Source organism: Bacillus sp. B28 (assembly GCF_029536185.1).
GTDB lineage: Bacteria > Bacillota > Bacilli > Bacillales > Bacillaceae > Bacillus > Bacillus halotolerans.
In genome coordinates this window covers 3,701,363-3,724,973 of the sequence record NZ_CP120511.1, presented here as the reverse complement: position 1 = coordinate 3,724,973, position 23,611 = coordinate 3,701,363, and the positions used below count along the sequence as shown (strand labels likewise).

22 protein-coding genes are annotated in these 23,611 nt (G+C 45.3%); 18 read left to right on the top strand and 4 right to left on the bottom strand.

From position 1 onward, the window contains the following. Positions 1 to 134: 134 nt before the first annotated feature. The 4 genes from P3L57_RS18585 to P3L57_RS18570 all read left to right on the top strand — a co-directional run bounded on the left by P3L57_RS18585 (position 135) and on the right by P3L57_RS18570 (position 4,721). Complete coding sequence (locus tag P3L57_RS18585) at positions 135 to 764, top strand: YitT family protein (protein ID WP_069486790.1); 630 nt, start codon at positions 135 to 137, stop codon at positions 762 to 764. A gap of 104 nt (positions 765 to 868) precedes the next feature. Beyond that, positions 869 to 2,371 carry a cardiolipin synthase gene (gene cls, locus P3L57_RS18580; protein ID WP_069486791.1) on the top strand — a complete coding sequence of 501 codons (1,503 nt, stop codon included), beginning with the start codon at positions 869 to 871 and terminating at the stop codon, positions 2,369 to 2,371. Positions 2,372 to 2,459: 88 nt separating this feature from the next. Further along, a complete protein-coding gene (locus P3L57_RS18575) occupies positions 2,460 to 4,187 on the top strand; it encodes an ABC transporter ATP-binding protein (protein WP_069486792.1) in 1,728 nt (575 codons plus the stop codon). 9 nt (positions 4,188 to 4,196) lie between these two features. Beyond that, positions 4,197 to 4,721 (top strand): dihydrofolate reductase family protein, encoded by a 525-nt coding sequence (locus tag P3L57_RS18570; protein WP_059353707.1) that lies wholly within the window; start codon positions 4,197 to 4,199, stop codon positions 4,719 to 4,721. Positions 4,722 to 4,762: 41 nt separating this feature from the next. Here the strand turns inward: P3L57_RS18570 and P3L57_RS18565 are convergent, their stop codons facing one another. From P3L57_RS18565 to cls (P3L57_RS18555), 3 genes are all read right to left on the bottom strand, one after another. Further along, positions 4,763 to 5,035, bottom strand: a complete 273-nt coding sequence (locus P3L57_RS18565) for a hypothetical protein (protein WP_010332264.1) — start codon at positions 5,033 to 5,035, stop codon at positions 4,763 to 4,765. An 80-nt stretch (positions 5,036 to 5,115) separates the two neighbouring features. After that, the gene (gene uvsE / locus P3L57_RS18560; RefSeq protein ID WP_059353706.1) at positions 5,116 to 6,078 is read right to left on the bottom strand and encodes a UV DNA damage repair endonuclease UvsE; all 963 of its coding nucleotides are present in this window, start codon (positions 6,076 to 6,078) and stop codon (positions 5,116 to 5,118) included. 12 nt (positions 6,079 to 6,090) lie between these two features. Continuing rightward, positions 6,091 to 7,290, bottom strand: coding sequence for a cardiolipin synthase (cls, locus tag P3L57_RS18555; RefSeq protein ID WP_069486793.1), 1,200 nt, complete (start codon positions 7,288 to 7,290; stop codon positions 6,091 to 6,093). A 155-nt stretch (positions 7,291 to 7,445) separates the two neighbouring features. Here cls (P3L57_RS18555) and P3L57_RS18550 point away from each other — a divergent pair, with 155 nt between their 5' ends. The 4 genes from P3L57_RS18550 (at position 7,446) to pyrG (ending at position 13,272) form a co-directional block, all read left to right on the top strand. Next, positions 7,446 to 9,563, top strand: coding sequence for a heterodisulfide reductase-related iron-sulfur binding cluster (locus tag P3L57_RS18550; protein WP_059292343.1), 2,118 nt, complete (start codon positions 7,446 to 7,448; stop codon positions 9,561 to 9,563). After that, the gene (acdA, locus tag P3L57_RS18545; RefSeq protein WP_059292344.1) at positions 9,560 to 10,699 is read left to right on the top strand and encodes an acyl-CoA dehydrogenase AcdA; all 1,140 of its coding nucleotides are present in this window, start codon (positions 9,560 to 9,562) and stop codon (positions 10,697 to 10,699) included. Before P3L57_RS18550 ends, acdA begins: the two co-directional genes overlap by 4 nt. Positions 10,700 to 10,881: 182 nt before the next feature. Beyond that, positions 10,882 to 11,421 (top strand): DNA-directed RNA polymerase subunit delta, encoded by a 540-nt coding sequence (gene rpoE / locus P3L57_RS18540; RefSeq protein ID WP_059292345.1) that lies wholly within the window; start codon positions 10,882 to 10,884, stop codon positions 11,419 to 11,421. Between the two features lie 243 nt (positions 11,422 to 11,664). Beyond that, entirely contained in the window at positions 11,665 to 13,272 is a 1,608-nt protein-coding gene (gene pyrG / locus P3L57_RS18535) for a glutamine hydrolyzing CTP synthase (protein ID WP_024123191.1), read from the top strand. 82 nt (positions 13,273 to 13,354) lie between these two features. On the opposite strand, the gene P3L57_RS18530 is transcribed toward pyrG, so the two are convergent. After that, positions 13,355 to 13,876 carry a DUF2529 domain-containing protein gene (locus P3L57_RS18530; protein WP_059292346.1) on the bottom strand — a complete coding sequence of 174 codons (522 nt, stop codon included), beginning with the start codon at positions 13,874 to 13,876 and terminating at the stop codon, positions 13,355 to 13,357. A 165-nt stretch (positions 13,877 to 14,041) separates the two neighbouring features. On the opposite strand from P3L57_RS18530, the gene spo0F reads away from it, so the two are divergent. From spo0F to malS, 10 genes are all read left to right on the top strand, one after another. After that, positions 14,042 to 14,416: a sporulation initiation phosphotransferase Spo0F gene (spo0F, locus tag P3L57_RS18525; protein WP_003227621.1), complete on the top strand. Its 375-nt coding sequence runs from the start codon at positions 14,042 to 14,044 to the stop codon at positions 14,414 to 14,416. A 180-nt stretch (positions 14,417 to 14,596) separates the two neighbouring features. Continuing rightward, on the top strand, positions 14,597 to 15,454 hold the full coding sequence (locus P3L57_RS18520; RefSeq protein WP_024123189.1) for a class II fructose-bisphosphate aldolase: 858 nt from the start codon (positions 14,597 to 14,599) through the stop codon (positions 15,452 to 15,454). A 117-nt stretch (positions 15,455 to 15,571) separates the two neighbouring features. Then, positions 15,572 to 16,210, top strand: coding sequence for a fructose-6-phosphate aldolase (gene fsa / locus P3L57_RS18515; protein ID WP_024123188.1), 639 nt, complete (start codon positions 15,572 to 15,574; stop codon positions 16,208 to 16,210). A 375-nt stretch (positions 16,211 to 16,585) separates the two neighbouring features. Further along, on the top strand, positions 16,586 to 17,875 hold the full coding sequence (locus P3L57_RS18510) for a UDP-N-acetylglucosamine 1-carboxyvinyltransferase (protein WP_024123187.1): 1,290 nt from the start codon (positions 16,586 to 16,588) through the stop codon (positions 17,873 to 17,875). 31 nt (positions 17,876 to 17,906) lie between these two features. After that, complete coding sequence (gene glpX, locus P3L57_RS18505; RefSeq protein WP_044159762.1) at positions 17,907 to 18,872, top strand: class II fructose-bisphosphatase; 966 nt, start codon at positions 17,907 to 17,909, stop codon at positions 18,870 to 18,872. 214 nt (positions 18,873 to 19,086) lie between these two features. Further along, the gene (locus P3L57_RS18500; RefSeq protein ID WP_032731180.1) at positions 19,087 to 19,248 is read left to right on the top strand and encodes a hypothetical protein; all 162 of its coding nucleotides are present in this window, start codon (positions 19,087 to 19,089) and stop codon (positions 19,246 to 19,248) included. Between the two features lie 31 nt (positions 19,249 to 19,279). Beyond that, on the top strand, positions 19,280 to 20,563 hold the full coding sequence (rho, locus tag P3L57_RS18495; protein WP_010332253.1) for a transcription termination factor Rho: 1,284 nt from the start codon (positions 19,280 to 19,282) through the stop codon (positions 20,561 to 20,563). Positions 20,564 to 20,681: 118 nt separating this feature from the next. Then, complete coding sequence (gene rpmE, locus P3L57_RS18490; protein ID WP_003151132.1) at positions 20,682 to 20,882, top strand: 50S ribosomal protein L31; 201 nt, start codon at positions 20,682 to 20,684, stop codon at positions 20,880 to 20,882. Positions 20,883 to 20,971: 89 nt separating this feature from the next. Then, complete coding sequence (locus tag P3L57_RS18485) at positions 20,972 to 21,559, top strand: thymidine kinase (protein ID WP_024123184.1); 588 nt, start codon at positions 20,972 to 20,974, stop codon at positions 21,557 to 21,559. 288 nt (positions 21,560 to 21,847) lie between these two features. Then, complete coding sequence (gene malS, locus P3L57_RS18480) at positions 21,848 to 23,545, top strand: oxaloacetate-decarboxylating malate dehydrogenase (RefSeq protein WP_024123183.1); 1,698 nt, start codon at positions 21,848 to 21,850, stop codon at positions 23,543 to 23,545. Positions 23,546 to 23,611: the final 66 nt, after the last annotated feature.

Genomic DNA, 23,611 nt, shown 5'->3' with positions numbered 1-23,611 from the left:
CTCATCTTCTCTTCACATTATAGGAAAAAATAAAAACCTAAGATATTTTCTTACAAGACAATTGCTTGGCTGTAAGGAATACTGATATTTTTGTATTTGGAAATAACAATATGTTCGAAAAAGGAGAGTGAAGAATGAAACGGATGTTCCTCATTTTAACTGCCTGCCTCATCACTAGCGCCGGAGTTCTGACGCTCAGACATTCTCATGTATTAACCGGCGGCACAGCCGGCCTTTCTCTAAGCCTGACGTACGTGTTTCATTCCTCGTTTGCTATGATCTTCTTTCTGATTAATATCCCGTTTTATGTCTTCTCTTTTATCAGAATGGGTGCCAGCTTCACTTTATCCACGTTATTTGCAGTAACAGCACTGACTCTTTTTACAAGCGCTGATCACTGGCTTCCGCCCGTCTCTTTTTCCCCGTTTGCCGGCGCGATTTGCGGCGGAGCATTGATCGGGTTCGGCCTGTCGCTCATGTTTTATCACCAGGCATCCCTTGGCGGCGCCAATATTCTCGCTTTATTTATGCAAAAGCGATACGGGTGGAATCCGGGGACGGTTAATTTCACCTTCGATTTCGCCGTTGTGCTGGCCGGCATTTTTTCCGTCGGTTTGCAAAAAGGTCTCTGCTCCATCCTGTCCATTGCCATCACGGGATTGGCTGTCGGCTTCTTTAAGCATAAAATCAAAAGCAGCTACTCGCTGAAGCCAGATTTGCTCAAGAACTTTACTTCCGGCCAATCACAGGAAGCCTCCTCGTAAGCCTTTCCGCCCCGTGCGCGGAGAGGCTTTTTTCATAGAAAGGTTTAACGGTTAGAAATAAGAGGAAATACGAAGGTAATCGGATCGGATTGGAGAGGGGACAAATGCTGAAAAGGAGACTGGAGTTTTTCTTTTTATATATCATGCTCATCGGGGCATACGTCATATGGGTTTTTCCGGTTTCCAGGCTTGAGTTTTACGGAGGATTGCTTTGCTATGCCGGCATTATTTTGTTCAGCATTTATTCGTTAATCCTTGAAAATCGAACGTCACAGCACACGCTGTTATGGATACATATTCTAGTCTTTTTTCCGATCGCGGGCTACATGTTTTATCTGTTTTCCGGACAGCTGTATGTAAAAGGAAAGCTGTTTAAAACAAAACGAATGTACAACAGGGAGAAGCTTCGAAAGCAGTTTGACATGGAGGAAACGCCTGAAGTGACCGGATTGAAGGACAATCAGGAAAGGTTCTTTACCTATTCCATCAGGGCTTCACATATGAATATCAACACGAAAAGCAAGGTGAAGGTTTTGAAAAACGGGGAACAAACCTTTCCTGATATTTTCAAAGCAATGCGGAAAGCGGAATCTTATCTGCATATCGAATACTACATGTTCAAATCGGACATGCTTGGCCGCGGCATGATGGAGATTATGATGGAAAAGGCGCGTCAGGGTGTCGAGGTGCGGTTTTTATATGACGCCGCAGGGAGCATCAAATTGGCAAGCAGAGATATCATGAAAATGAAACAAGCGGGCGTGGACATCGTTCCGTTTTCTCCCCTGAAATACGGGTTCTTCAATCAGAAATTGAATTTTCGAAATCACCGTAAAATCGTGATCATAGACGGGAAAATCGGCTTTGTCGGCGGATTGAATGTCGGGAAGGAATATATCAGCCGAGACCCGATTATCGGTTTTTGGAGGGACACTCATCTGCGGCTGGAAGGAGAAATTGTGCAAACGCTTCACGCCATCTTTATGCTGGATTGGGAATATGTCTCTAATGAAGTGTTAATTGATCAAAAAGAATACAATACGCCAGTCCCCGTGGAGGGCGGAGGCATTTATCAAATTGTCGCGACAGGGCCTGACATGAAGGAAAGCATGAGTGACCTCTACTATGAAATGATTTCTACAGCGCAGAAATCTGTGTGGATCGCCACGCCTTATTTTGTCCCGAATGAATCCATCCGCACGGCTTTGAAAGCCGCGGCGACAAAAGGGGTCCAGGTGCGGATTATGGTGCCGGAGACGAATGACAGCTTTTTAACGCAATACGCGTCGAGATCGTATTTCCCTGAACTGCTTCTAGAAGGGATTGAGGTGTATTCCTATCAAAAAGGCTTCATGCATCAAAAAGTGATAATCATTGACGGCGATCTCGCCTCAGTCGGAACCGCAAACATGGATATGCGCAGCTTTCAGCTCAATTTTGAAGTGAACGTTTTCTTCACGGATGCCGAAGCGATCCGCACCCTTGAAGCCCATTTCGAAGAGGATATGGTAGATAGTGAAAAACTAAGCCCTGTCGGCTTTTATAAAAGAGGAATGGCCGACCGAACAAAAGAATCCTTTGCCCGTCTGTTTTCAGGTGTTCTGTAAGAAAAAAGAAATCTGATCTTTCAAAACAGCTGGTGTATAGTATAATTGAGAAATATTATCAGTTATTTATACATTGGGGGAAGATAGGGTGCTGCGGCAATTTTTTTCTTATTATAAACCATATAAAACGTTGTTCTTTCTCGACTTTTTCTCGGCGATCGCGGGAGGCTTAATGGAGCTGAGTTTTCCTTTGATCGTCAATTATTTTATTGATACCTTGCTTCCGGGCAGGGACTGGGGCCTGATCATCGCGACCTCAATCGGATTGTTCGCGGTTTACGCGCTCAGTTCGGCTCTTCAATATGTCGTCACGTATTGGGGGCATATGCTCGGAATCAATATTGAAACCGATATGAGAAAGTCGCTATTTGACCATCTGCAAAAGCTGTCCTTCAAATTTTACGACAACAACAAGACGGGAACGTTAATGTCGAAGCTGACGAACGACTTAATGTACATCGGCGAAGTCGCCCATCACGGTCCAGAAGATTTGTTCATCGCCATTATGACGATTCTTGGGGCGTTCGGGGTTATGCTGTTTATCAACTGGCAGCTGGCATTGCTGACGTTTATGATCATGCCGATTGTCATTTGGCTTGCGCTTTACTTCAATAAAAAAATGACCAAAGCGTTTACGACGCTGAACAAGGATATCGGGGACTTCAGTGCGCGGGTAGAAAATAATATCGGCGGCATCCGGCTCGTTCAGGCGTTCGGCAATGAATCGTTTGAAAAAGAGCGCTTCGCTGTCAACAATCAGCGATTTCGCATCACTAAGCTGTCATCATATAAAATCATGGCGAAAAACGGCTCCATCAGCTATATGCTGACACGGTTTGTCACGCTGTTTGTCCTCTTGTGCGGTACGTGGTTTGTCATCCGAGGCTCCTTGTCATACGGAGAATTTGTGGCGTTTGTGCTATTAACAAATGTCCTGTTTCGGCCGATTGACAAAATTAACGCCATTATTGAAATGTATCCGCGGGGAATTGCCGGCTTTAAAAGCTACATGGAACTGATGGAGACAGAGCCGGATATTCAGGATTCTCCTGAGGCGAGAGACGTTTCCGGGCTGAAAGGCGATATCCGCTATCAGCATGTTTCGTTTGGCTATGATGAGAATCAACATGTCCTTCATGACATTAACCTGACCATTCGGGCGGGGGAAACGGTAGCGTTTGTCGGTCCGTCCGGAGCGGGGAAATCAACACTTTGCAGTCTGCTTCCGCGCTTTTATGAAGCGTCAGAAGGCGACATTGCCATTGACGGCATCAGCACTAAAGACATGACGCTGTCTTCCTTGCGCGGGCAGATTGGCGTTGTGCAGCAGGACGTTTTCTTATTCTCGGGCACACTGAGAGAGAATATTGCATATGGCTGTTTGGATGCATCAGAAGAGGAAATCTGGCAGGCTGTGAAGCAGGCTCACTTAGAAGAACTCGTCAATCACATGCCGGATGGATTGGACACTGTCATCGGAGAACGCGGCGTAAAACTTTCCGGCGGGCAAAAGCAGCGCCTTTCCATAGCGAGGATGTTCTTGAAAAATCCATCTATCCTGATTCTGGACGAGGCAACTTCCGCCCTTGATACAGAAACAGAAGCAGCGATCCAAAAGGCGCTTCAAGAATTGTCGGAGGGGCGCACAACGCTGGTGATCGCCCACAGACTGGCGACGATCAAACACGCGGACAGAATTGTCGTCGTGACAAAAAACGGTATCGAGGAACAAGGGCGGCATCAGGAACTGATCGAAGCCGGCGGTATTTACAGCAGACTGCATCATGCACAGTTCGGAGAGATGGTGCAGCAATAGGAGGAGAGTATGGATAGAAAAAATGTGCTGTACATAGCTGTTTCGTTAGACGGGATGATCGCGAGAGAGGATGGGAGCGTCGACTGGCTGGATGAATTTGAAGGCGAGGGTGATAACGGGTACAGTGAATTTTATCAGACTGTTGATACTGTCATATTAGGGCGGAGCACATACGAACACATCAAAATTCTCACACCCGATTTTCCGTACCAGGATAAAACATGCTACGTGTTTACGGGAACGCCCGCCAGCTATCATGATAAACACGTGACGTTTATCGATGAAGACATCAAAGCGTTCACCGGCCGCTTAAAACAGCAAAAAGGCGTAAATATCTGGATCGCGGGCGGGGCAGAGCTGGTGAATACCTTTATGAAAGAGGACGCTATCGACGAATACATCATCACTGTGATTCCGGTTGTATTAGGGAGCGGCATTCCGCTGTTTCATGAGCAAAATACCGAAACAAAGCTGCGTTTAACCGATATAAAACGATTTGGACAGGCGGCGCAGCTGCATTATAAAAGAGCATAAGAAAAAGGATAGACATCACTGTCTATCCTTTTTTATGTAAGTTAGAGCGCTTCTCTCTCAGCGGGCTCAATCATATTCTGAAACTTTTCAACCAGCTGAGACGCTTTTGTTCCTTCAACCACAATCAGATATTCTTTTTCGTTATGAGCCATACGGAACGTTTCCAGCTCGATTAAGCTTTTGATTTTGCACATCGTTTTCTTTGAGTAAATATAAACCTCGTGGCTTCCGGAATGGCACATTTTATATAGGTGAATCAAATTTCTTAAAGTAAATGCCTGTGCGGCTACTTTTAGAGACTTGATGTTTTTCATGTTCTTTCTCCTCCATTGATTCTTGTCTTATATAGCGTATGTTCCCAATGTGTACAAACTGTAAACCTGTTTTTGCACACTTATGATTTCCATTGCAGAGTGCCGCCGCCAATCCGTTTCACGCCGCGGATTGAGCTCAGTTCATCCATCAGCCGGAGAAGCGCCTTGTCCTTCTGTTTCGCCTCGATCATAAAATCAATATTGGTTCCCCATTGTCTGAAGCGCTCCAAAAGCGGCAGCAAGAAGTTGGCGTCTACATATTCCGCATGGCTGCGCACCGCTTGCTCCGATTTTGGAGAGGAAAGATGGACCTTCGGCTGCAATCCGATCCGCTGCCATGTGTTGATCATCCGGGGCAGTGCTTCATTCAGGTCTGCATGATCATCCGAGTTTGCGTAAAAATGATGAAAATCAAAGACAAACGGAACATTCTCTTGTTCACAGACCTGAAGCGTCTCTTCCGTGGTGTACGTTTTATCGTCATTTTCCAGCGTCATCCGCTGTTTGATCTCTTTCGGCAGCATTTTCATGTTGTGATGAAATTGTTTCAGAGCGTTTTCTTTGTTTCCGTAAGCGCCGCCGATATGGATGTTGATAACTGAGCGGTCTGCAATCCCCATCGCTTCAAGCATGCGGTAGTGATAAGCCATATCGGTTACTGCATTTGCTGTAATGGATTCCTTAGGGCTCGTAAACAGGGTAAACTGGTTAGGATGAAAGCTTGTGCGCAGATTGTATCTTTTCACGAGTTCTCCAATCTCACGGAACTCCTTGCGAAACGGCGTCAAAAAGTCCCACATCACGTCAGGATGAGTGGCCAGCGGCACAATTGAGCTGGAAAAACGGTACAATGGAATATCGTGGCCGATGATATAGTGAAGGGTTCTCATGGTATTGCGCAAGTTGGCTTTCGTCACAGCCAAAAGGGCTTCTTTTCTCTCATTCTCGGGCAGCTTTGAATAACGGGCGAATGTCAGTGTTTTGGCGGGAGACGCATCCCAAAGGCTCATCGCATTTGAGACGAACCCGAATCTGAAAATCATAGGAACTCTCCTTTATAGAAAATAAGATAATGCTTTACCGAGCCATTCCGCCGGTCGCTGCCTGAACGTGCGTTTTTTGAAATTTTCTTTTGTCAGCAGCTCCGACTTTTTAATATCCTCTTCAATCGTGGCATAGACTTCTTTTGTAAATGCAACATCATCAATTTCAACGTTTACCTCTTCATTTAAAAACAGGCTGCGCTGATCAAAATTGGCTGTGCCGATCATGCTGAAGTGATCGTCAATGATCAAGGCTTTCACATGATAAAACCCTTGGTAAAAACGGTAGATGAGACAGCCGGCATCCAGCAGGTCCGAATAATATGTAAAAGCAGCTTCTCTGACCAGCGGGTGATCTGATTTCATCGGCACAATCAATGTAACGTCTACACCGTTTTTTCTTGCTTTGACCAAAGCCTGCTGAAGCGGTTTAGTCGGAATATAATATGGCGTGCAAATCGTAATGCTCTCTTTCGCCTGTGCGATATTTGCCAAATACGTTTTTTCAAGAGAATAGCCGTCAGTCGCATAAATCTTATGAGGGATATTCCCTTGGGGAAGCTCAGGCCAAACATCCGGACCCAGTTCGGCTGATCCGGTATTTCGTTTCAGGTCGGCTGTAAAAAGCGTTTGAAGATCGCGGACACCTTCTCCCGTCATACGCAGATGATAATCCTCCCAATTGCCGTACTTCGCCTTTTTTCCAAGGTACTCCTCACCAATGTTAAACCCGCCGACATAGCCGACTTTTCCATCCATCACAGCAATTTTCCGGTGATTTCGTTTTTGTATATGAAAAAAGAAATAAGGGAAACGGGGCCGGTTCAAAAAATGAACGTGAACGCCGGCGTTTTTCATTGTCTCCAGCGCCGGTTTTTTAATTTTTTGGCTGCCCGACCAATCCAGAAGCAAATAAACCGATACGCCGGCCTGGGCTTTTGTTTTCAGCAGTGTGAACATATTGTGGCTGACCTCATCGTTTTTCATAATGAAAAACATCACGTGAACGGAAGAGACGGCATCGCGTATATCCTCCATCATCCGTTCAACAAGATCAGCGCCGCAGTGAATCAATTCGATATCACTTTTCTTTTTTGAAAAAACAGGCTCGTACGCTTTCTTTCTGTATGCGGCGCGGCCCATAAAGATATCCAGCAGGATTAAAGCCAATAGTATGATGACAACGATGAGAATCACGAAAAATACCTTCATCCCGGCACTCCTTTCCGTAGTTGTAGGTAGTGTGCCCGAACAGCAGGAATTTAATTATTGACTGAACACTCATTCATTATTTATCATAAAGATAATCTAATACAGATTTTGGGGCAGGGGATCACGGTCTTCATCAGTAAAAAGGGGGAATTGGAATGAGCGGCTTTCTCATTGTCAATGCATTATTATTTCTGATTGTAACCGCTTACGCTGTTTATTTGTTTGTCTATTTGGTCAAAACAAGGCTTGCTTACATCAGGCTCGGCCAAAAGGAACAGTTCGATAAACGGATCAAGGAACGGCTTCAGGCCATATGGGTGAATGTATTCGGACAGAAAAAACTGCTCAAGGATAAGAAAAGCGGCATCATTCACGTCATGTTTTTCTACGGCTTTATATTGGTTCAGTTCGGAGCGATTGACTTTATCATCAAAGGGCTGGTCCCGGATCGAAATCTGCCGCTTGGCCCGATCTATCCCGCCTTCACTTTTTTTCAGGAAATCGTTACGTTTCTGATCTTAATTGCGGTTGGCTGGGCATTTTACAGACGCTATATCGAAAAGCTCGTCAGGCTGAAACGAGGCTTTAAATCTGGACTTGTTCTCATTTTTATCGGCGGTTTAATGCTGACGGTTTTATTGGGGAACGCAATGAATCTGATCTGGCATAATCACGGGCTTTCTTGGAGCGAGCCGATCGCTTCAGGCATCGCGTTTTTGCTTGGCGGCGTCGGGGAGACGGGCGCCGCGGTGATTTTTTATATCGCATGGTGGGTGCACCTGCTGTTTTTACTGAGCTTTTTAGTGTATGTGCCGCAGTCAAAGCACGCTCATTTAATTGCCGGTCCTGCCAACGTCTTTTTCAACAGGCTTGAAGCGCCCGGAAAACTCGAAAAAATTGATTTCACAGACGAAACGAAAGAAAGCTACGGAGCAGGAAAAATTGAGGATTTCAGGCAGTCCCAGTTGATTGATCTGTATGCGTGTGTCGAGTGCGGCCGCTGCACCAATATGTGCCCTGCGACAGGCACCGGAAAAATGCTGTCGCCGATGGATTTAATTTTACGCCTCAGGGACCACCTCACAGAAAAAGGCGCTGCCGTCACTTCGCGCTCGCCATGGGTGCCGGCTGCAGCATTCCGGCATACGAAAGGGAACCAGCTGGCTGCGGCAGCCTCAGGGAGCGGATCACAGGAAGCCGCCGCCGCGCTAGATTACAGTCCGAGCTTAATCGGCGATGTCATTACCGAAGAAGAAATTTGGGCCTGCACCACTTGCCGGAACTGTGAAGATCAGTGCCCCGTCATGAACGAGCATGTTGATAAAATCATTGATCTTCGCCGCTATCTCGTGCTGACTGAAGGAAAAATGGACAGTGACGCACAGCGGGCGATGACGAGTATTGAGCGGCAGGGAAATCCGTGGGGCCTCAACCGCAAGGAACGTGAAAATTGGCGCGACGCAGCCCCAGATGCCGATATTCCGACAGTAAAAGAATTAAAAAAAGAGGAAAAAGAATTCGAATATCTTTTCTGGGTCGGTTCCATGGGGTCGTACGACAACAGAAGCCAAAAGATCGCCATCTCCTTTGCAAGACTGCTGAACCAAGCAGGTGCGACCTTTGCGATCCTCGGCAACAAAGAAAAAAATTCAGGGGACACCCCGCGCCGCCTTGGAAATGAGTTTTTATTTCAAGAACTGGCCGAAAAGAATATCTCGGAATTTGAAAAAAATAATGTGAAAAAAATCGTTACGATTGATCCGCACGCATACAATTTATTTAAAAACGAATATCCTGATTTCGGCTTTGAAGGCGAAGTGTATCATCATACGGAAGTGCTGGCCGATCTGGTGAAGAGCGGGAAACTAAAACCGCAGCACCCAGTTCATGAAACGATCACCTTCCACGACTCGTGCTACTTGGGACGGTACAACGAAGTCTATGATCCGCCGAGAGAGATTTTAAAAGCCATTCCGGGTGTGCGGCTTATTGAAATGGAGAGAAACCGGGAAACCGGCATGTGCTGCGGAGCTGGCGGAGGCTTAATGTGGATGGAGGAAGAGTCAGGCAACAGGATTAATGTCGCCAGAACAGAGCAAGCGCTGGCAGTCAATCCGTCGGTAATCAGCTCCGGCTGTCCGTACTGCCTCACGATGCTTGGGGACGGCACAAAGGCAAAAGAAGCGGAAGATCGAGTCAAAACGTATGACGTCGCGGAGCTTCTGGCTCAATCTGTCTTGGGCGCTGATATGACAATGGGGGAAAAGCGATGAATTTTTCATTAACAGAAGAACACGAAATGATTCGTAAATTGGTTCGTGATTTTGCGAAGCATGAGGTTGCACCCACAGCGGCAGAACGTGACGAACAAGAACGCTTCGATCGTGACCTGTTTCGGGAAATGGCGGACTTAGGATTAACAGGGATTCCGTGGCCTGAAGCTTACGGCGGAATCGGAAGTGACTACCTGGCTTATGTCATAGCGGTGGAGGAACTGTCAAAAGTCTGCGCCTCCACCGGCGTGACGCTTTCAGCCCATATCTCGCTTTGCGGCTGGCCGCTGTTTGCATTTGGCACAGAAGAACAAAAGGCAGCGTACTTAACACAGCTGGCCCTTGGGCAGAAAATCGGGGCTTTCGCTTTGACTGAAGCGGGCTCCGGTTCAGACGCCGGCGGGATGAAAACAACCGCTGAGCGAATCGGTGATGACTATGTATTAAACGGATCAAAAGTGTTTATTACAAACGGCGGCGCCGCTGATATTTATATTGTGTTTGCAGTCACTGACGCTGAGAAAAAGAAAAAAGGCATTTCCGCTTTTATTGTAGAAAAGGATTTCGAAGGATTTTTGACAGGCAAGAAAGAAAAGAAACTAGGCATCCGTTCTTCTCCGACAACAGAGATCATCTTCGAAGACTGTGTCGTTCCCGCAGAAAATCGTCTCGGTGAAGAAGGGGAAGGCTTCAAAATCGCGATGAAGACGCTTGACGGAGGAAGAAACGGCATTGCGGCGCAGGCTGTTGGCATCGCCCAGGGAGCGCTTGATGCGGCGCTTCAATACGCAAAAGAAAGAAAACAGTTCGGCAAATCGATCGCTGAGCAGCAGGGCATTGCTTTTAAACTTGCAGATATGGCGACAATGATAGAAGCTTCAAGGCTACTGACCTATCAGGCGGCATGGCTGGAATCGTCAGGCCTTCCATATGGAAAAGCCTCCGCTATGTCCAAACTGCTGGCGGGGGATACGGCGATGAAGGTGACGACCGAAGCTGTGCAGATTTTCGGCGGCTACGGATATACGAAGGATTATCCGGTTGAACGCTATATGCGCGACGCGAAAATTACGCAAATCTACGAAGGCACTCAAGAAATTCAAAGGCTGGTTATCTCCAGAATGCTCGCAGAATAAGGCAAAACATCTATCAGTCGGATCACTCTTGTAAAATTATTTAAATTAACGCTGTTAAGGGTAGCATATTCTGTTTTATTTTGTTTATAATGAGAGGTATGGTTTGTATAAGAACGATACAATATCGCTTTCATTATTGATAAAACAGATACATATAAGTAATAGAAAGGGAGTGTCCGACCTTGGGTATCAAACAATATTCACAGGAACAGCTAAAGGAAATGGCTTTAGTTGAAATCGCTCACGAATTATTTGAAGATCATAAAAAACCAGTTCCTTTTCAGGAGCTTTTAAATGAAATTGCATCATTGCTCGGCGTAAAAAAAGAAGAGCTTGGAGACCGCGTCGCACAATTTTATACAGATTTAAACATTGACGGCCGCTTCTTGGCGCTCTCTGACCAGACTTGGGGCCTTCGCAGCTGGTATCCGTACGATCAGCTTGATGAAGAAACACAGCCGACAGTTAAGGCGAAAAAGAAAAAAGCGAAAAAAGCTGTTGAAGAAGATCTTGATCTTGATGAATTTGAAGAGGTTGACGAAGACGACCTCGATTTGGCTGAGGTTGAGGAAGAACTTGATCTCGATGCGGATGAGTTTGACGATATCGATGAAGACGACGAAGACGAAGACGAGCTCGAAATTGATGATGATCTCATTGATGACGATGAGGAAGAAGAAGAAGATGATGACTATGATGAAGGCGATGAGGATAAAAAATAGTAAAAGAATTTCATCCTCAAATCGATCTTGACTTTCATAGTCGAACTATGTAGTATGTATTTTGGGCTCTTCAAAAACGAAGAGAGAACATAGAACGTTATGCTCCCTTTCAAGAAATTGAAAGGGAGCTTTCTTATTTTCACCCCTCATTTTTCTTATAAATCATTTAAAAGGCTAAATGATTTCCTATAAAACGGTACATTTTAAGAAATGTAGCTTAGAGCGAAGAGAGGAGCAAACGAAATGACGAAATATATTTTTGTAACCGGGGGAGTCGTATCCTCACTTGGAAAGGGTATTGTAGCAGCTTCATTAGGGCGTTTGCTGAAAAACCGCGGACTGAACGTCACCATTCAAAAATTCGATCCATACATCAACGTCGATCCGGGAACAATGAGCCCTTACCAGCACGGTGAAGTATTCGTAACAGATGACGGCGCTGAAACAGACTTAGACCTGGGCCACTATGAACGTTTTATCGACATCAACCTGAATAAATTCAGCAACGTAACAACAGGTAAAATCTATTCAACGGTTCTTAAAAAAGAACGCCGCGGAGATTACCTCGGTGGAACAGTGCAGGTTATTCCGCACATCACAAATGAATTGAAAGACCGCGTATACCGCGCGGGTAAAGAAACAAACGCGGATGTCGTGATTACAGAAATCGGCGGTACTGTCGGAGACATCGAATCCTTGCCATTCCTTGAAGCGATCCGCCAAATGAAGAGTGACATCGGCCGTGAAAACGTGATGTACATCCACTGTACACTTGTGCCTTACATTAAAGCTGCCGGCGAACTGAAAACAAAACCGACACAGCACAGCGTAAAAGAATTAAGAAGCCTGGGCATTCAGCCAAACATTATCGTTGTTCGTACAGAAATGCCGATTTCTCAAGATATGAAGGACAAAATCGCATTATTCTGCGACATTGATACAAAAGCGGTTATTGAATGTGAAGATGCGGACAACCTCTATTCCATTCCGCTTGAGCTTCAAAAACAAGGACTTGATAAGCTTGTTTGCCAGCACATGCAGCTGGAATGCAAAGAAGCGGAAATGTCCGAGTGGAAAGAGCTTGTAAACAAAGTCAGCAACCTGTCTCAAACGACCACAATCGGACTTGTCGGAAAATATGTTGAGCTGCCTGACGCTTACATCTCTGTCGTTGAATCACTTCGCCACGCGGGCTACGCGTTTGACACAGATGTAAAAGTGAAATGGATTAACGCTGAGGAAGTAACAGAAAGCAATATCGGAGAGCTTACTAGCGGCACAGACGGTATTATCGTACCGGGCGGCTTCGGTGACCGCGGTGTTGAAGGTAAAATCATTGCGACAAAACATGCGCGCGAAAACAACATTCCGTTCTTGGGCATTTGCTTAGGCATGCAGGTTGCATCTATTGAGTATGCCCGAAACGTATTAGGCTTAAAAGGCGCTCACTCTGCGGAAATTGATCCGTCAACTCAATACCCGATCATCGACCTTCTTCCTGAACAGAAGGATGTTGAAGATCTTGGAGGAACACTTCGTCTCGGCCTTTACCCTTGTAAGCTTGAAGAGGGCACGAAAGCCTTTGAAGTGTATCAGGATGAAGTGGTGTACGAGCGTCACCGCCACCGTTATGAATTCAACAACGAATTCAGACAGCAAATGGAAGACCAAGGCTTCGTATTCTCAGGCACCAGCCCGGACGGACGCCTTGTTGAAATTATCGAGCTGAAAGACCATCCTTGGTTCGTGGCTTCTCAGTTCCACCCAGAGTTCAAGTCAAGACCGACAAGACCTCAGCCATTATTCAAAGGCTTTATCGGAGCATCTGTTGAAGCTGCAAATCAGAAGTAATAAAAAAAGACTTGCCGTTTGTCAAAAGCGGACAAGTCTTTTTTATTTGTTTCCGGCAAGATACAGCATGTACAATAAGTGATTATGCATACTCTTGCAGAATTTCTTTTAATGTAAATGATAGAGCATGGTAGACATACAATGCTGTCATTAATGAAGGGAAGCCGTAACGGGTGCCGTCTTCATCGGGAACGAGCGGCATTTTCAGCTTCGAATCAATATGCACATCGCAATATTGTTCGATTCCGGCGCTGTCTTTGGCTGCCGGCGATACGCAAACGACTCCCGCGCCTTTTTCATAAAGCTCTTTCGCGAGCGCCTGTTCTTCATCTGTACCTGTCCCTGTGCAAAACATCAGCACCCTGTCGCTTTCTGTCACTTCATCGGCGTTGGCGGGAAACGCTTTGACAGAAGGAAGCGGCTCTTTGCTTTCGGTAGCCTCATATAAGACGCCCTGAAGCTCATTTGCCCCGTATATATATATGGAATGCCCGCTGACCACCGCTTGAGCAAGCAATCGCGCCCCATCTTCAATCGCGTCAGATTCCTTATCCTGAATGCGGGAAAAAATACCTGTTAACTGTGTCGTAAATATTTTCAACATAAGTGAATCCTCCTTTATAACGTACAATAACAGTATACAACAAAAGAGAAAATGCTCAGAAAATGTCGTAAAGTAGACTATTATAATTAAAGGAAATAGGAAAATCAAACAGAATACATAAACTACTGCTTACTTTTGACGAAAATCATAATATTGGGGTGTAAAATGATGAATGAAAAAATTTTAATCGTTGATGATCAATACGGAATACGTATTTTGCTTAACGAAGTGTTCAATAAAGAGGGCTATCAGACATTTCAGGCTGCGAACGGCCTTCAAGCGCTTGATATTGTGACAAAAGAACGTCCGGACCTTGTCCTTCTGGATATGAAAATTCCCGGCATGGACGGAATCGAAATCTTAAAACGGATGAAAGTCATTGACGAAAACATCCGCGTGATCATCATGACGGCTTACGGAGAACTCGATATGATCCAGGAATCAAAGGAATTGGGCGCATTGACGCACTTTGCGAAGCCGTTTGACATCGACGAAATCAGAGACGCCGTCAAAAAATATCTGCCCCTGAAGTCTAACTGACAAAAAGAAGAAACAATTGAATGAGCTCATTGTGTTGCCGATTTGTCGAAAAGTTGGTATTCTAGTTATGGAGAAAAAGCGATCTGAGGATTTACATATGACAGCAAATTATGGGTCATGCTAGGGTGGAAAGCTTTTTTCGCTAGAAGACAATCAGGCTACATAAGGAGGACATTCGACATGCCTTTAGTTTCAATGACGGAAATGTTGAATACAGCTAAAGAAAAAGGTTATGCTGTAGGACAATTTAACTTAAACAACCTTGAGTTTACTCAAGCGATTTTACAAGCAGCTGAAGAAGAAAAATCTCCAGTGATCCTTGGTGTTTCCGAAGGTGCGGGACGCTACATGGGCGGCTTCAAAACAGTCGTAGCTATGGTAAAAGCACTAATGGAAGAGTACAAAGTGACAGTTCCTGTTGCGATCCACTTAGACCACGGTTCAAGCTTTGAATCTTGTGCGAAAGCGATTCATGCAGGTTTCACATCTGTAATGATCGACGCTTCTCACCATCCATTTGAAGAAAACGTAGCAACAACTTCTAAAGTTGTTGAGCTTGCTCATTTCCACGGAGTATCTGTAGAAGCTGAGCTAGGAACAGTCGGCGGACAAGAGGACGACGTTATCGCTGAAGGCGTAATCTACGCTGATCCTAAAGAGTGCCAAGAGCTTGTTGAGCGCACTGGCATCGACTGCCTTGCACCTGCATTAGGTTCTGTTCACGGCCCTTACAAAGGTGAGCCAAACCTTGGCTTCAAAGAAATGGAAGAGATCGGAAATTCAACTGGTCTTCCGCTCGTTCTTCACGGCGGTACTGGAATTCCGACTGCTGACATCAAAAAATCAATCTCACTTGGTACAGCTAAAATCAACGTAAATACTGAAAACCAAATTTCTTCTGCCAAAGCTGTTCGCGAAACGCTGGCAGCTAAGCCTGACGAGTACGATCCTCGTAAATACCTTGGACCTGCTCGCGAAGCGATTAAAGAAACTGTTATCGGTAAAATGCGTGAATTTGGTTCTTCAAACCAAGCTTAATTCAATTGGAACTTTTTATAACCGCCTGACAGCTTGACAGGCGGTTTTCCGTCTATCTTTAGAAAGCGCAATCATATTCACAGTTCTGAAAATTCTTACTCAGGGAGGCTTTTGTAAATGTTATTTTTTATTGATACAGCCAATATCGATGAGATTAAAGAAGCGTATGAATTGGGAGTTCTTGCCGGTGTAACAACGAATCCTAGTTTAGTAGCAAAAGAAGCTAACGTATCATTCCATGACCGCCTTCGTGAAATCACAGAAGTCGTTCCGGGCTCTGTAAGCGCGGAGGTTATTTCTCTGAAAGCTGAGGAAATGATCGAGGAAGGAAAAGAACTGGCGAAAATCGCTCCGAACATCACGGTGAAAATCCCGATGACGGCTGACGGTTTAAAAGCCGTAAAAGCACTTACTGACTTAAACATCAAAACAAATGTCACATTGATCTTCAATGCAAACCAAGCGCTTCTTGCTGCAAGAGCGGGCGCTACATATGTATCTCCATTCTTAGGCCGCTTAGATGATATCGGCCATAACGGGCTTGACCTGATTTCAGAAGTCAAGCAGATTTTTGATATCCACGGGCTTGATACGCAAATCATCGCGGCGTCAATCCGCCATCCTCAGCATGTAACTGAAGCTGCATTAAGAGGGGCTCATATCGGCACAATGCCGCTTAAAGTCATTTATCAGCTGACAAAGCACCCGTTAACAGACAAAGGAATCGAACAATTCCTGGCAGACTGGAACAAGTAATTCAAGCGCGGCAAACAGAGTGTAGTGTCTGTTTGCCGCGGCCTTTGCTTTTTACCGTCCTGATCCAGCGGACCTTCAGATGCACGCCGCTTACAGAGAAGGAATCATTGGGCTGCAGAAGCTGATATCGGAATGAGGGTTGCGTGCTGCTTTTGCCGGATGACGAAGATGTCTCTTTAGCCGGCGGGTCTCTGTCGATTTTTTGAAACCTATGCCCCCGCAAAGCTTCGCTATTTTCTTCCTGATATTTTACAATGTGTTGTATTCTTTCTCTTCGAATTGGCTAGATTTTGGACATGAGCTTTATTTGCAGAGACAGAATAAAATGCCATTTTATTTAGCTCCGCAGCTATCTTCTTATGGAAGGAGACTATCATGGAAAAGTTGAATATTGCCGGCGGTGACTCGTTAAACGGTACAGTACACATCAGCGGCGCTAAAAACAGTGCTGTTGCATTAATACCAGCAACCATTTTGGCAAATTCCGAGGTGACAATAGAAGGGCTTCCTGAGATTTCAGATATTGAAACGCTGCGTGACCTGTTACAGGAAATCGGCGGCAATGTGCATTTTGAGAATGGGGATATGATTGTAGACCCCACATCAATGATCAGCATGCCGCTTCCTAACGGAAAAGTGAAAAAACTGCGCGCGTCGTATTATTTAATGGGGGCGATGCTCGGCCGCTTTAAACAGGCCGTCATCGGATTGCCTGGCGGCTGCCACTTGGGCCCCCGTCCGATTGACCAGCACATCAAGGGCTTCGAAGCGCTCGGAGCTGAAGTGACCAATGAACAGGGCGCGATTTATTTGCGCGCTGAAAGGCTGAGAGGCGCACGTATTTATTTAGATGTCGTAAGCGTCGGGGCAACGATTAACATTATGCTTGCGGCTGTTTTGGCAGAAGGGAAAACCATCATCGAAAACGCTGCGAAAGAGCCGGAGATTATTGATGTCGCGACACTGCTCACCAGCATGGGCGCAAAAATCAAAGGCGCTGGAACCAACGTCATCCGAATCGATGGCGTAAAGGAACTGCACGGCTGCAAACATACGATCATCCCGGACAGAATTGAGGCCGGAACATTTATGATTGCCGGTGCTGCGATGGGCAAAGAGGTCATCATCGATAACGTAATCCCGACACACCTTGAGTCCTTAACAGCAAAGCTGAGAGAAATGGGCTTTCACATTGAGACAAGCGACGACCAGCTGCTTATTGTCGGCGGGCAGAAAAACCTAAAGCCGGTTGATGTAAAAACCCTGGTATACCCGGGCTTTCCGACTGATTTGCAGCAGCCGATGACAGCGCTTTTGACGAGAGCAAAAGGGACAAGCGTCGTGACTGACACCATCTATTCGGCGAGATTCAAGCATATTGATGAGCTGAGACGAATGGGCGCTAATATGAAGGTAGAGGGCAGATCCGCAATCATAACGGGACCTGTCGACCTTCAAGGCGCTAAGGTCAAGGCGAGCGATCTGCGGGCCGGAGCCTGTTTAGTGGTTGCCGGGCTGATGGCCGACGGCGTCACAGAAATTACAGGTCTGGAGCATATTGATCGCGGATACAGCAGCCTTGAGAAAAAACTCGAGGGTCTGGGAGCCACAATCTGGCGCGAGAGAATGACTGATGAAGAGATAGAACAGCTGCAAAATTCTTAATTGGTTATTTGCGAGAGGAGATCGTGTTGAGATGGAAAGAAGTTTATCAATGGAATTGGTTCGTGTGACTGAAGCTGCGGCATTAGCATCTGCAAGATGGATGGGCCGGGGAAAAAAAGACGAGGCTGATGAAGCAGCAACAAGCGCAATGAGAGACGTTTTTGATACAGTTCCGATGAAAGGAACTGTTGTGATCGGAGAAGGGGAAATGGACGAAGCACCGATGCTTTATATCGGGGAAAAACTCGGAAACGGGTACGGTCCGCGTGTCGATGTCGCCGTTGATCCTCTCGAAGGCACAAACATTTTGGCAAGCGGCGGCTGGAATGCGCTGACGGTTATTGCAGTTGCGGACCACGGCACGCTTTTAAACGCTCCAGATATGTATATGCAGAAAATCGCAGTCGGTCCGGAAGCAGTGGGCTGCATTGATATTGAAGCTCCAGTCATTGATAACCTTAAAGCGGTAGCAAAAGCGAAAAACAAAGACGTCGAGGACGTCGTTGCCACCATTTTAAACCGTGATAGACACGAAAAAATCATTTCCGAGCTTCGCGAGGCCGGCGCCAGAATCAAACTGATCAATGACGGGGATGTCGCAGGCGCCATCAACACGGCTTTCGACCACACAGGCGTAGACATCCTGTTCGGATCAGGCGGAGCTCCTGAAGGCGTCCTATCTGCTGTAGCGTTAAAAGCGCTGGGCGGAGAAATTATCGGTAAACTTCTTCCGCAAAGCGAGGAAGAAATCATACGCTGCAACAAAATGGGCCTTGATTTAAGCAAGGTGCTGCGTATGGAAGACCTTGTGAGAGGTGATGACGCGATTTTTGCGGCTACCGGCGTAACTGACGGCGAGCTGTTAAAAGGCGTTCAATTCAAAGGGTCTGTCGGCACGACTGAAAGCTTGGTCATCCGTGCGAAGTCGGGAACTGTCCGTTTCGTTGACGGCAGACACAGCCTGAAGAAAAAACCAAATCTCGTAATCCGTCCATAACAAAGAGAAAAAGCGGGTGTTGACCCGCTTTTCTTTTGCAAAAAAGAGACAACCCTATCAATTGCGTGTCAAAACCTTATTTCAGTTGAATAATTGTTTGAAATAAGGTAAAAATAAAGAGTGCTGCGATTTTTAACTGCGTAATTCCTTCTTTTAAGCACTAGGAAAGTTTCAATTTCTACCGCATACAGACGATATAAGTATTGATCTTCTCATGTTTTTGTCCTCGCTTCCTTCAAAACTCATTAAGACAATCCTTTTAACAAAAGCGCCGATCATGGGTGGAAGTGTTACCGATAGAAGTTCCTTTATGTTAAAAAAAGAATGTGCTTTGGCGGATGTTGTGCAAAAGCAGCAGATTACATGTGTAAAGTAAGATATTGACTATGAAAAGCGTGGTGTTTTTTATGAAAGACGTATCTATTTCCTCTTTGGAAAATATGAAATTGAAAGAGCTATATGAACTTGCAAGACATTATAAAATCTCCTACTACAGCAAACTGACAAAAAAAGAGCTGATTTTCGCCATTCTGAAAGCGAATGCAGAGCAGGAAGATCTTCTGTTTATGGAAGGTGTTCTTGAGATCATCCAATCAGAGGGATTTGGCTTCCTGAGACCGATCAACTATTCTCCAAGCTCTGAAGACATTTACATCTCAGCTTCACAAATCCGCCGTTTCGATTTACGGAACGGCGACAAAGTATCAGGCAAGGTTCGCCCGCCAAAAGAAAACGAGCGCTATTATGGACTTTTGCACGTTGAAGCGGTAAATGGAGATGATCCGGAATCGGCAAAAGAGCGTGTTCACTTCCCAGCCCTTACTCCGCTTTATCCAGATCGCCATATGGTGCTTGAAACAAAACCGAATTTCTTGTCTACAAGAATTATGGATATGATGGCGCCGGTAGGCTTTGGCCAGCGCGGTTTGATTGTTGCGCCGCCGAAAGCCGGGAAAACGATGCTGCTGAAGGAAATCGCCAACAGCATTACAGCGAACCAGCCTGAAGCAGAGCTGATTGTGCTATTGATCGACGAAAGACCGGAAGAGGTTACAGACATTGAGCGTTCTGTTGCTGGGGATGTCGTCAGCTCAACATTTGATGAAGTGCCGGAAAACCATATCAAAGTAGCCGAGCTTGTGCTTGAACGCGCTATGCGCCTCGTTGAACACAAGAAAGACGTCATTATCCTGATGGACAGTATCACACGTCTGGCCCGCGCCTACAACTTAGTGATTCCGCCGAGCGGAAGAACACTTTCCGGAGGGATTGACCCGGCAGCGTTCCACCGTCCGAAGCGTTTCTTCGGGGCGGCGAGAAATATCGAAGAGGGCGGAAGCTTAACGATCCTCGCCACTGCTCTTGTTGATACAGGATCCCGTATGGATGATGTAATCTATGAAGAGTTCAAAGGAACGGGCAACATGGAGCTTCATCTTGACCGCTCTCTGGCAGAACGCCGCATCTTCCCTGCCATCGATATTCGCCGTTCTGGAACGCGTAAGGAAGAGCTGCTTGTGCCTAAAGAGCATCTTGACCGTTTATGGTCTATCCGCAAAACGATGTCAGATTCGCCTGATTTCGCGGAAAAATTCATGAGAAAAATGAAAAAGACGAAAACAAACCAGGAATTTTTCGATATTCTCAATCAAGAATGGAAACAGGCAAATCTATCATCAGCCAGACGATAAAATCTATTTGCAAAAGAAGTAAATCACTGATATAATTTTCTCATATGCGTTTCGGACAATGCTCCGAAATAATAACTCTGTTTCCACACGGGATTCAGGGCGGAAGGAGATGGATACAATGAAAGCAGGAATTCATCCTAATTTCAAAAAAGCAACAGTTAAATGCGCTTGCGGAAATGAATTTGAAACAGGCTCAGTAAAAGAAGAGGTACGCGTTGAGATTTGCTCTGAATGCCACCCATTCTACACTGGCCGTCAAAAATTCGCTTCTGCTGATGGTCGTGTTGATCGCTTTAATAAAAAATACGGTCTTAAGTAATAATAGATTTTTCAACAGGCAAGAAGCACTTCTTGCCTGTTTTTTATATTGTCAAAAACACAGCTGGCAGAGAGAGGGGAGCAGAGCCAATGTACATAATGAAGCAAAGCGGGTGGCTGGAGCTGATTTGCGGCAGCATGTTCTCGGGAAAATCTGAAGAGCTGATCAGAAGAGTGAAGAGAGCAACTTATGCCAAGCAGGAGGTCAGGGTCTTTAAACCTGTGATTGACAATCGATACAGCGAGGATGCTGTTGTTTCCCATAATGGAACATCTATGACGAGCTATGCCATTTCTTCGGCTGAGGACATTTGGAATCATATCAGTGAGAGCACGGATGTGATTGCAGTGGACGAGGTTCAATTCTTCGATCGGTCAATCATTGGTGTTTTATCGTCTCTTGCCGATAAAGGCTACCGTGTGATCGCAGCGGGCCTTGATATGGATTTCAGAGGAGAGCCGTTCGGCGTTGTGCCGGATATTATGGCCATCGCTGAAAGTGTGACTAAGCTGCAGGCCGTCTGTTCCGTCTGCGGATCACCGGCAAGCAGAACACAGCGGCTCATTGACGGAAAGCCGGCTTCTTATGATGATCCGGTCATTCTGGTGGGTGCGTCCGAATCCTATGAAGCAAGATGCAGACATCATCACGAAGTCCCGGGAAAATCTAAAAACTAATACAAAACATGGGTAAAAAGATAGAAAGCACCGGCCGAAAAGCTGGTGTTTTTTTATATATTCTGATAACAACCAATTAAAAAATTTAATTAAGTGTATTAAAAAATTAAGTAATTTTCTTCCCTTGAATTTTGATTTTGACAGGCATAAAATAACTAACGTAATGTAAATAGTTTTGAGACATTGTTCGAATAATTGTCACAAAGTCGCATAAAGATCATGATCGGTTATTTTTAGATGAGTTATTACTTAACTTGGTTAACTATTTCAAGAAAGAAGGAGATTTGCTTGAATAACATTAAAAAAACTAAGGAAGGCCATTTAGAAACAACATTAAGAGGAAAAGAAGTTTTATCTATTCCTACTTTAAATAAAGGTGTTGCTTTTACATTAGAAGAAAGACAAGAACTTGGCTTAGAAGGACTTCTTCCGCCAACTGTACTTTCTCTTGATCAACAAGCAAAACGCGCATACGAGCAATTTAAAGCTCAGCCAGACCGCCTTCGTCAAAATGTTTACTTAAATGATCTTGCTAACCGCAATGAAGTTCTTTTCTATAAATTGCTGCAAAATCACCTTCGTGAAATGCTTCCTGTTGTGTACACACCAACAGTTGGTGAAGCAATTCAAGAATACAGCCATGAATACAGAAGACCTCAAGGTATCTACTTGTCAATCGACAACATTGACGGTATTGAAAAGGCTTTTGAAAACCTTCATGCGACAGCAGGCGATATTGATCTTATCGTTGCAACTGACTCTGAAAGTATCCTTGGTATCGGTGACTGGGGTGTAGGCGGTATTAACATCGCTATCGGTAAATTGGCTGTTTACACTGCTGCAGCTGGTATTGACCCTAGCCGTGTTATCCCTGTAGTGCTTGATGTCGGTACAAACAACGAAAAACTTTTAAATGATCCTTTATACATCGGTAACCATCATGAACGTATTTCTGATGAACGTTATGAAGAATTCGTTGATGCGTATGTAAAAGCTGCGCTTAAATTCTTCCCTAAAGCGCTTCTTCACTGGGAAGACTTTGGCAACAAAAACGCGCGCAATATCATGAAAAAATACAACAACGAAATCCTGACATTCAACGATGATATTCAAGGGACAGGCGCAATTACACTTGCTGGTGTGCTTGCTGCTATGAAGAAAACAGGCGCATCTATTAAAGATCAGCGTGTAGTTGTCTTCGGTGCAGGTTCAGCTGGTATCGGTATTGCTGACCAAATCCGTGACACAATGGTGCTTGCTGGATTATCTGAAGAAGAAGCAAACAAAGCGTTCTTCACACTTGATTACAGAGGCCTGTTAACAGACGATATGGAAGGCATCCTTGATTTCCAAAAACCTTACCTTCGCAGTGCAGCAGAAGTGAAAGACTGGAAACGTGATGAAAAAGGCCAAATTTCATTCGATGAAGTGGTTCGCCAAGCAAAACCAACGATCTTAATCGGTACTTCAGGGGTTTCAGGAGCGTTCACAGAGGAAATTGTGAAAGAGATGGCATCTCACGTAGACCGTCCGGTGATCATGCCGATGTCTAACCCGACTCACCTTGCAGAAGCTGTTCCTGAAGATCTGTTCAAATGGACTGACGGAAAAGTGCTTGTAGCAACAGGAAGCCCATTTGACAATGTGGAGTACAATGGCGTTTCTTATGAAATCGGACAATCTAACAATGCATTCGCATTCCCTGGTCTTGGCCTTGGTTCAATCGTAGCTGAAGCGCGTGTTATTACGCCTGCTATGTTTGCTGCAACAGCTGATGCGATTGCTGAAATGGTTGATTTTGAAACACCTGGAGCTGGATTGCTTCCAAGCATCGACAAGCTTCAAGAAGTATCTATTCAAGTTGCCATTGCTGTAGCTGAAGCAGCGATTAAAGACGGCGTAGCAAATCGTCAGCCTGAAGATGTAAAACAAGCTGTTCTTGATGCAATGTGGACACCTGAATACAAAAAAGTCATCGCAAAATAATTGAGCGTGTAATTTTTCTGTCCGAGGGAAAGCTTTGAATAAAGCTAAAGTATACGGACATAGGAT

What these genes read in the sequence shown, in the direction of transcription:
- P3L57_RS18530 (WP_059292346.1), bottom strand. Translation starts at nt 13,876, where the DNA reads ATGTTGAAAATATTTACGACACAGTTAACAGGTATTTTTTCCCGCATT.
- P3L57_RS18570 (WP_059353707.1), top strand. Translation starts at nt 4,197, where the DNA reads ATGGATAGAAAAAATGTGCTGTACATAGCTGTTTCGTTAGACGGGATG.
- P3L57_RS18500 (WP_032731180.1), top strand. Translation starts at nt 19,087, where the DNA reads ATGTTTTTGTCCTCGCTTCCTTCAAAACTCATTAAGACAATCCTTTTA.
- glpX (WP_044159762.1), top strand. Translation starts at nt 17,907, where the DNA reads ATGGAAAGAAGTTTATCAATGGAATTGGTTCGTGTGACTGAAGCTGCG.
- spo0F (WP_003227621.1), top strand. Translation starts at nt 14,042, where the DNA reads ATGATGAATGAAAAAATTTTAATCGTTGATGATCAATACGGAATACGT.
- cls (WP_069486791.1), top strand. Translation starts at nt 869, where the DNA reads ATGCTGAAAAGGAGACTGGAGTTTTTCTTTTTATATATCATGCTCATC.
- fsa (WP_024123188.1), top strand. Translation starts at nt 15,572, where the DNA reads ATGTTATTTTTTATTGATACAGCCAATATCGATGAGATTAAAGAAGCG.
- P3L57_RS18485 (WP_024123184.1), top strand. Translation starts at nt 20,972, where the DNA reads ATGTACATAATGAAGCAAAGCGGGTGGCTGGAGCTGATTTGCGGCAGC.
- P3L57_RS18550 (WP_059292343.1), top strand. Translation starts at nt 7,446, where the DNA reads ATGAGCGGCTTTCTCATTGTCAATGCATTATTATTTCTGATTGTAACC.
- rho (WP_010332253.1), top strand. Translation starts at nt 19,280, where the DNA reads ATGAAAGACGTATCTATTTCCTCTTTGGAAAATATGAAATTGAAAGAG.
- uvsE (WP_059353706.1), bottom strand. Translation starts at nt 6,078, where the DNA reads ATGATTTTCAGATTCGGGTTCGTCTCAAATGCGATGAGCCTTTGGGAT.
- P3L57_RS18565 (WP_010332264.1), bottom strand. Translation starts at nt 5,035, where the DNA reads ATGAAAAACATCAAGTCTCTAAAAGTAGCCGCACAGGCATTTACTTTA.
- P3L57_RS18585 (WP_069486790.1), top strand. Translation starts at nt 135, where the DNA reads ATGAAACGGATGTTCCTCATTTTAACTGCCTGCCTCATCACTAGCGCC.
- cls (WP_069486793.1), bottom strand. Translation starts at nt 7,290, where the DNA reads ATGAAGGTATTTTTCGTGATTCTCATCGTTGTCATCATACTATTGGCT.
- acdA (WP_059292344.1), top strand. Translation starts at nt 9,560, where the DNA reads ATGAATTTTTCATTAACAGAAGAACACGAAATGATTCGTAAATTGGTT.
- rpmE (WP_003151132.1), top strand. Translation starts at nt 20,682, where the DNA reads ATGAAAGCAGGAATTCATCCTAATTTCAAAAAAGCAACAGTTAAATGC.
- pyrG (WP_024123191.1), top strand. Translation starts at nt 11,665, where the DNA reads ATGACGAAATATATTTTTGTAACCGGGGGAGTCGTATCCTCACTTGGA.
- P3L57_RS18520 (WP_024123189.1), top strand. Translation starts at nt 14,597, where the DNA reads ATGCCTTTAGTTTCAATGACGGAAATGTTGAATACAGCTAAAGAAAAA.
- P3L57_RS18510 (WP_024123187.1), top strand. Translation starts at nt 16,586, where the DNA reads ATGGAAAAGTTGAATATTGCCGGCGGTGACTCGTTAAACGGTACAGTA.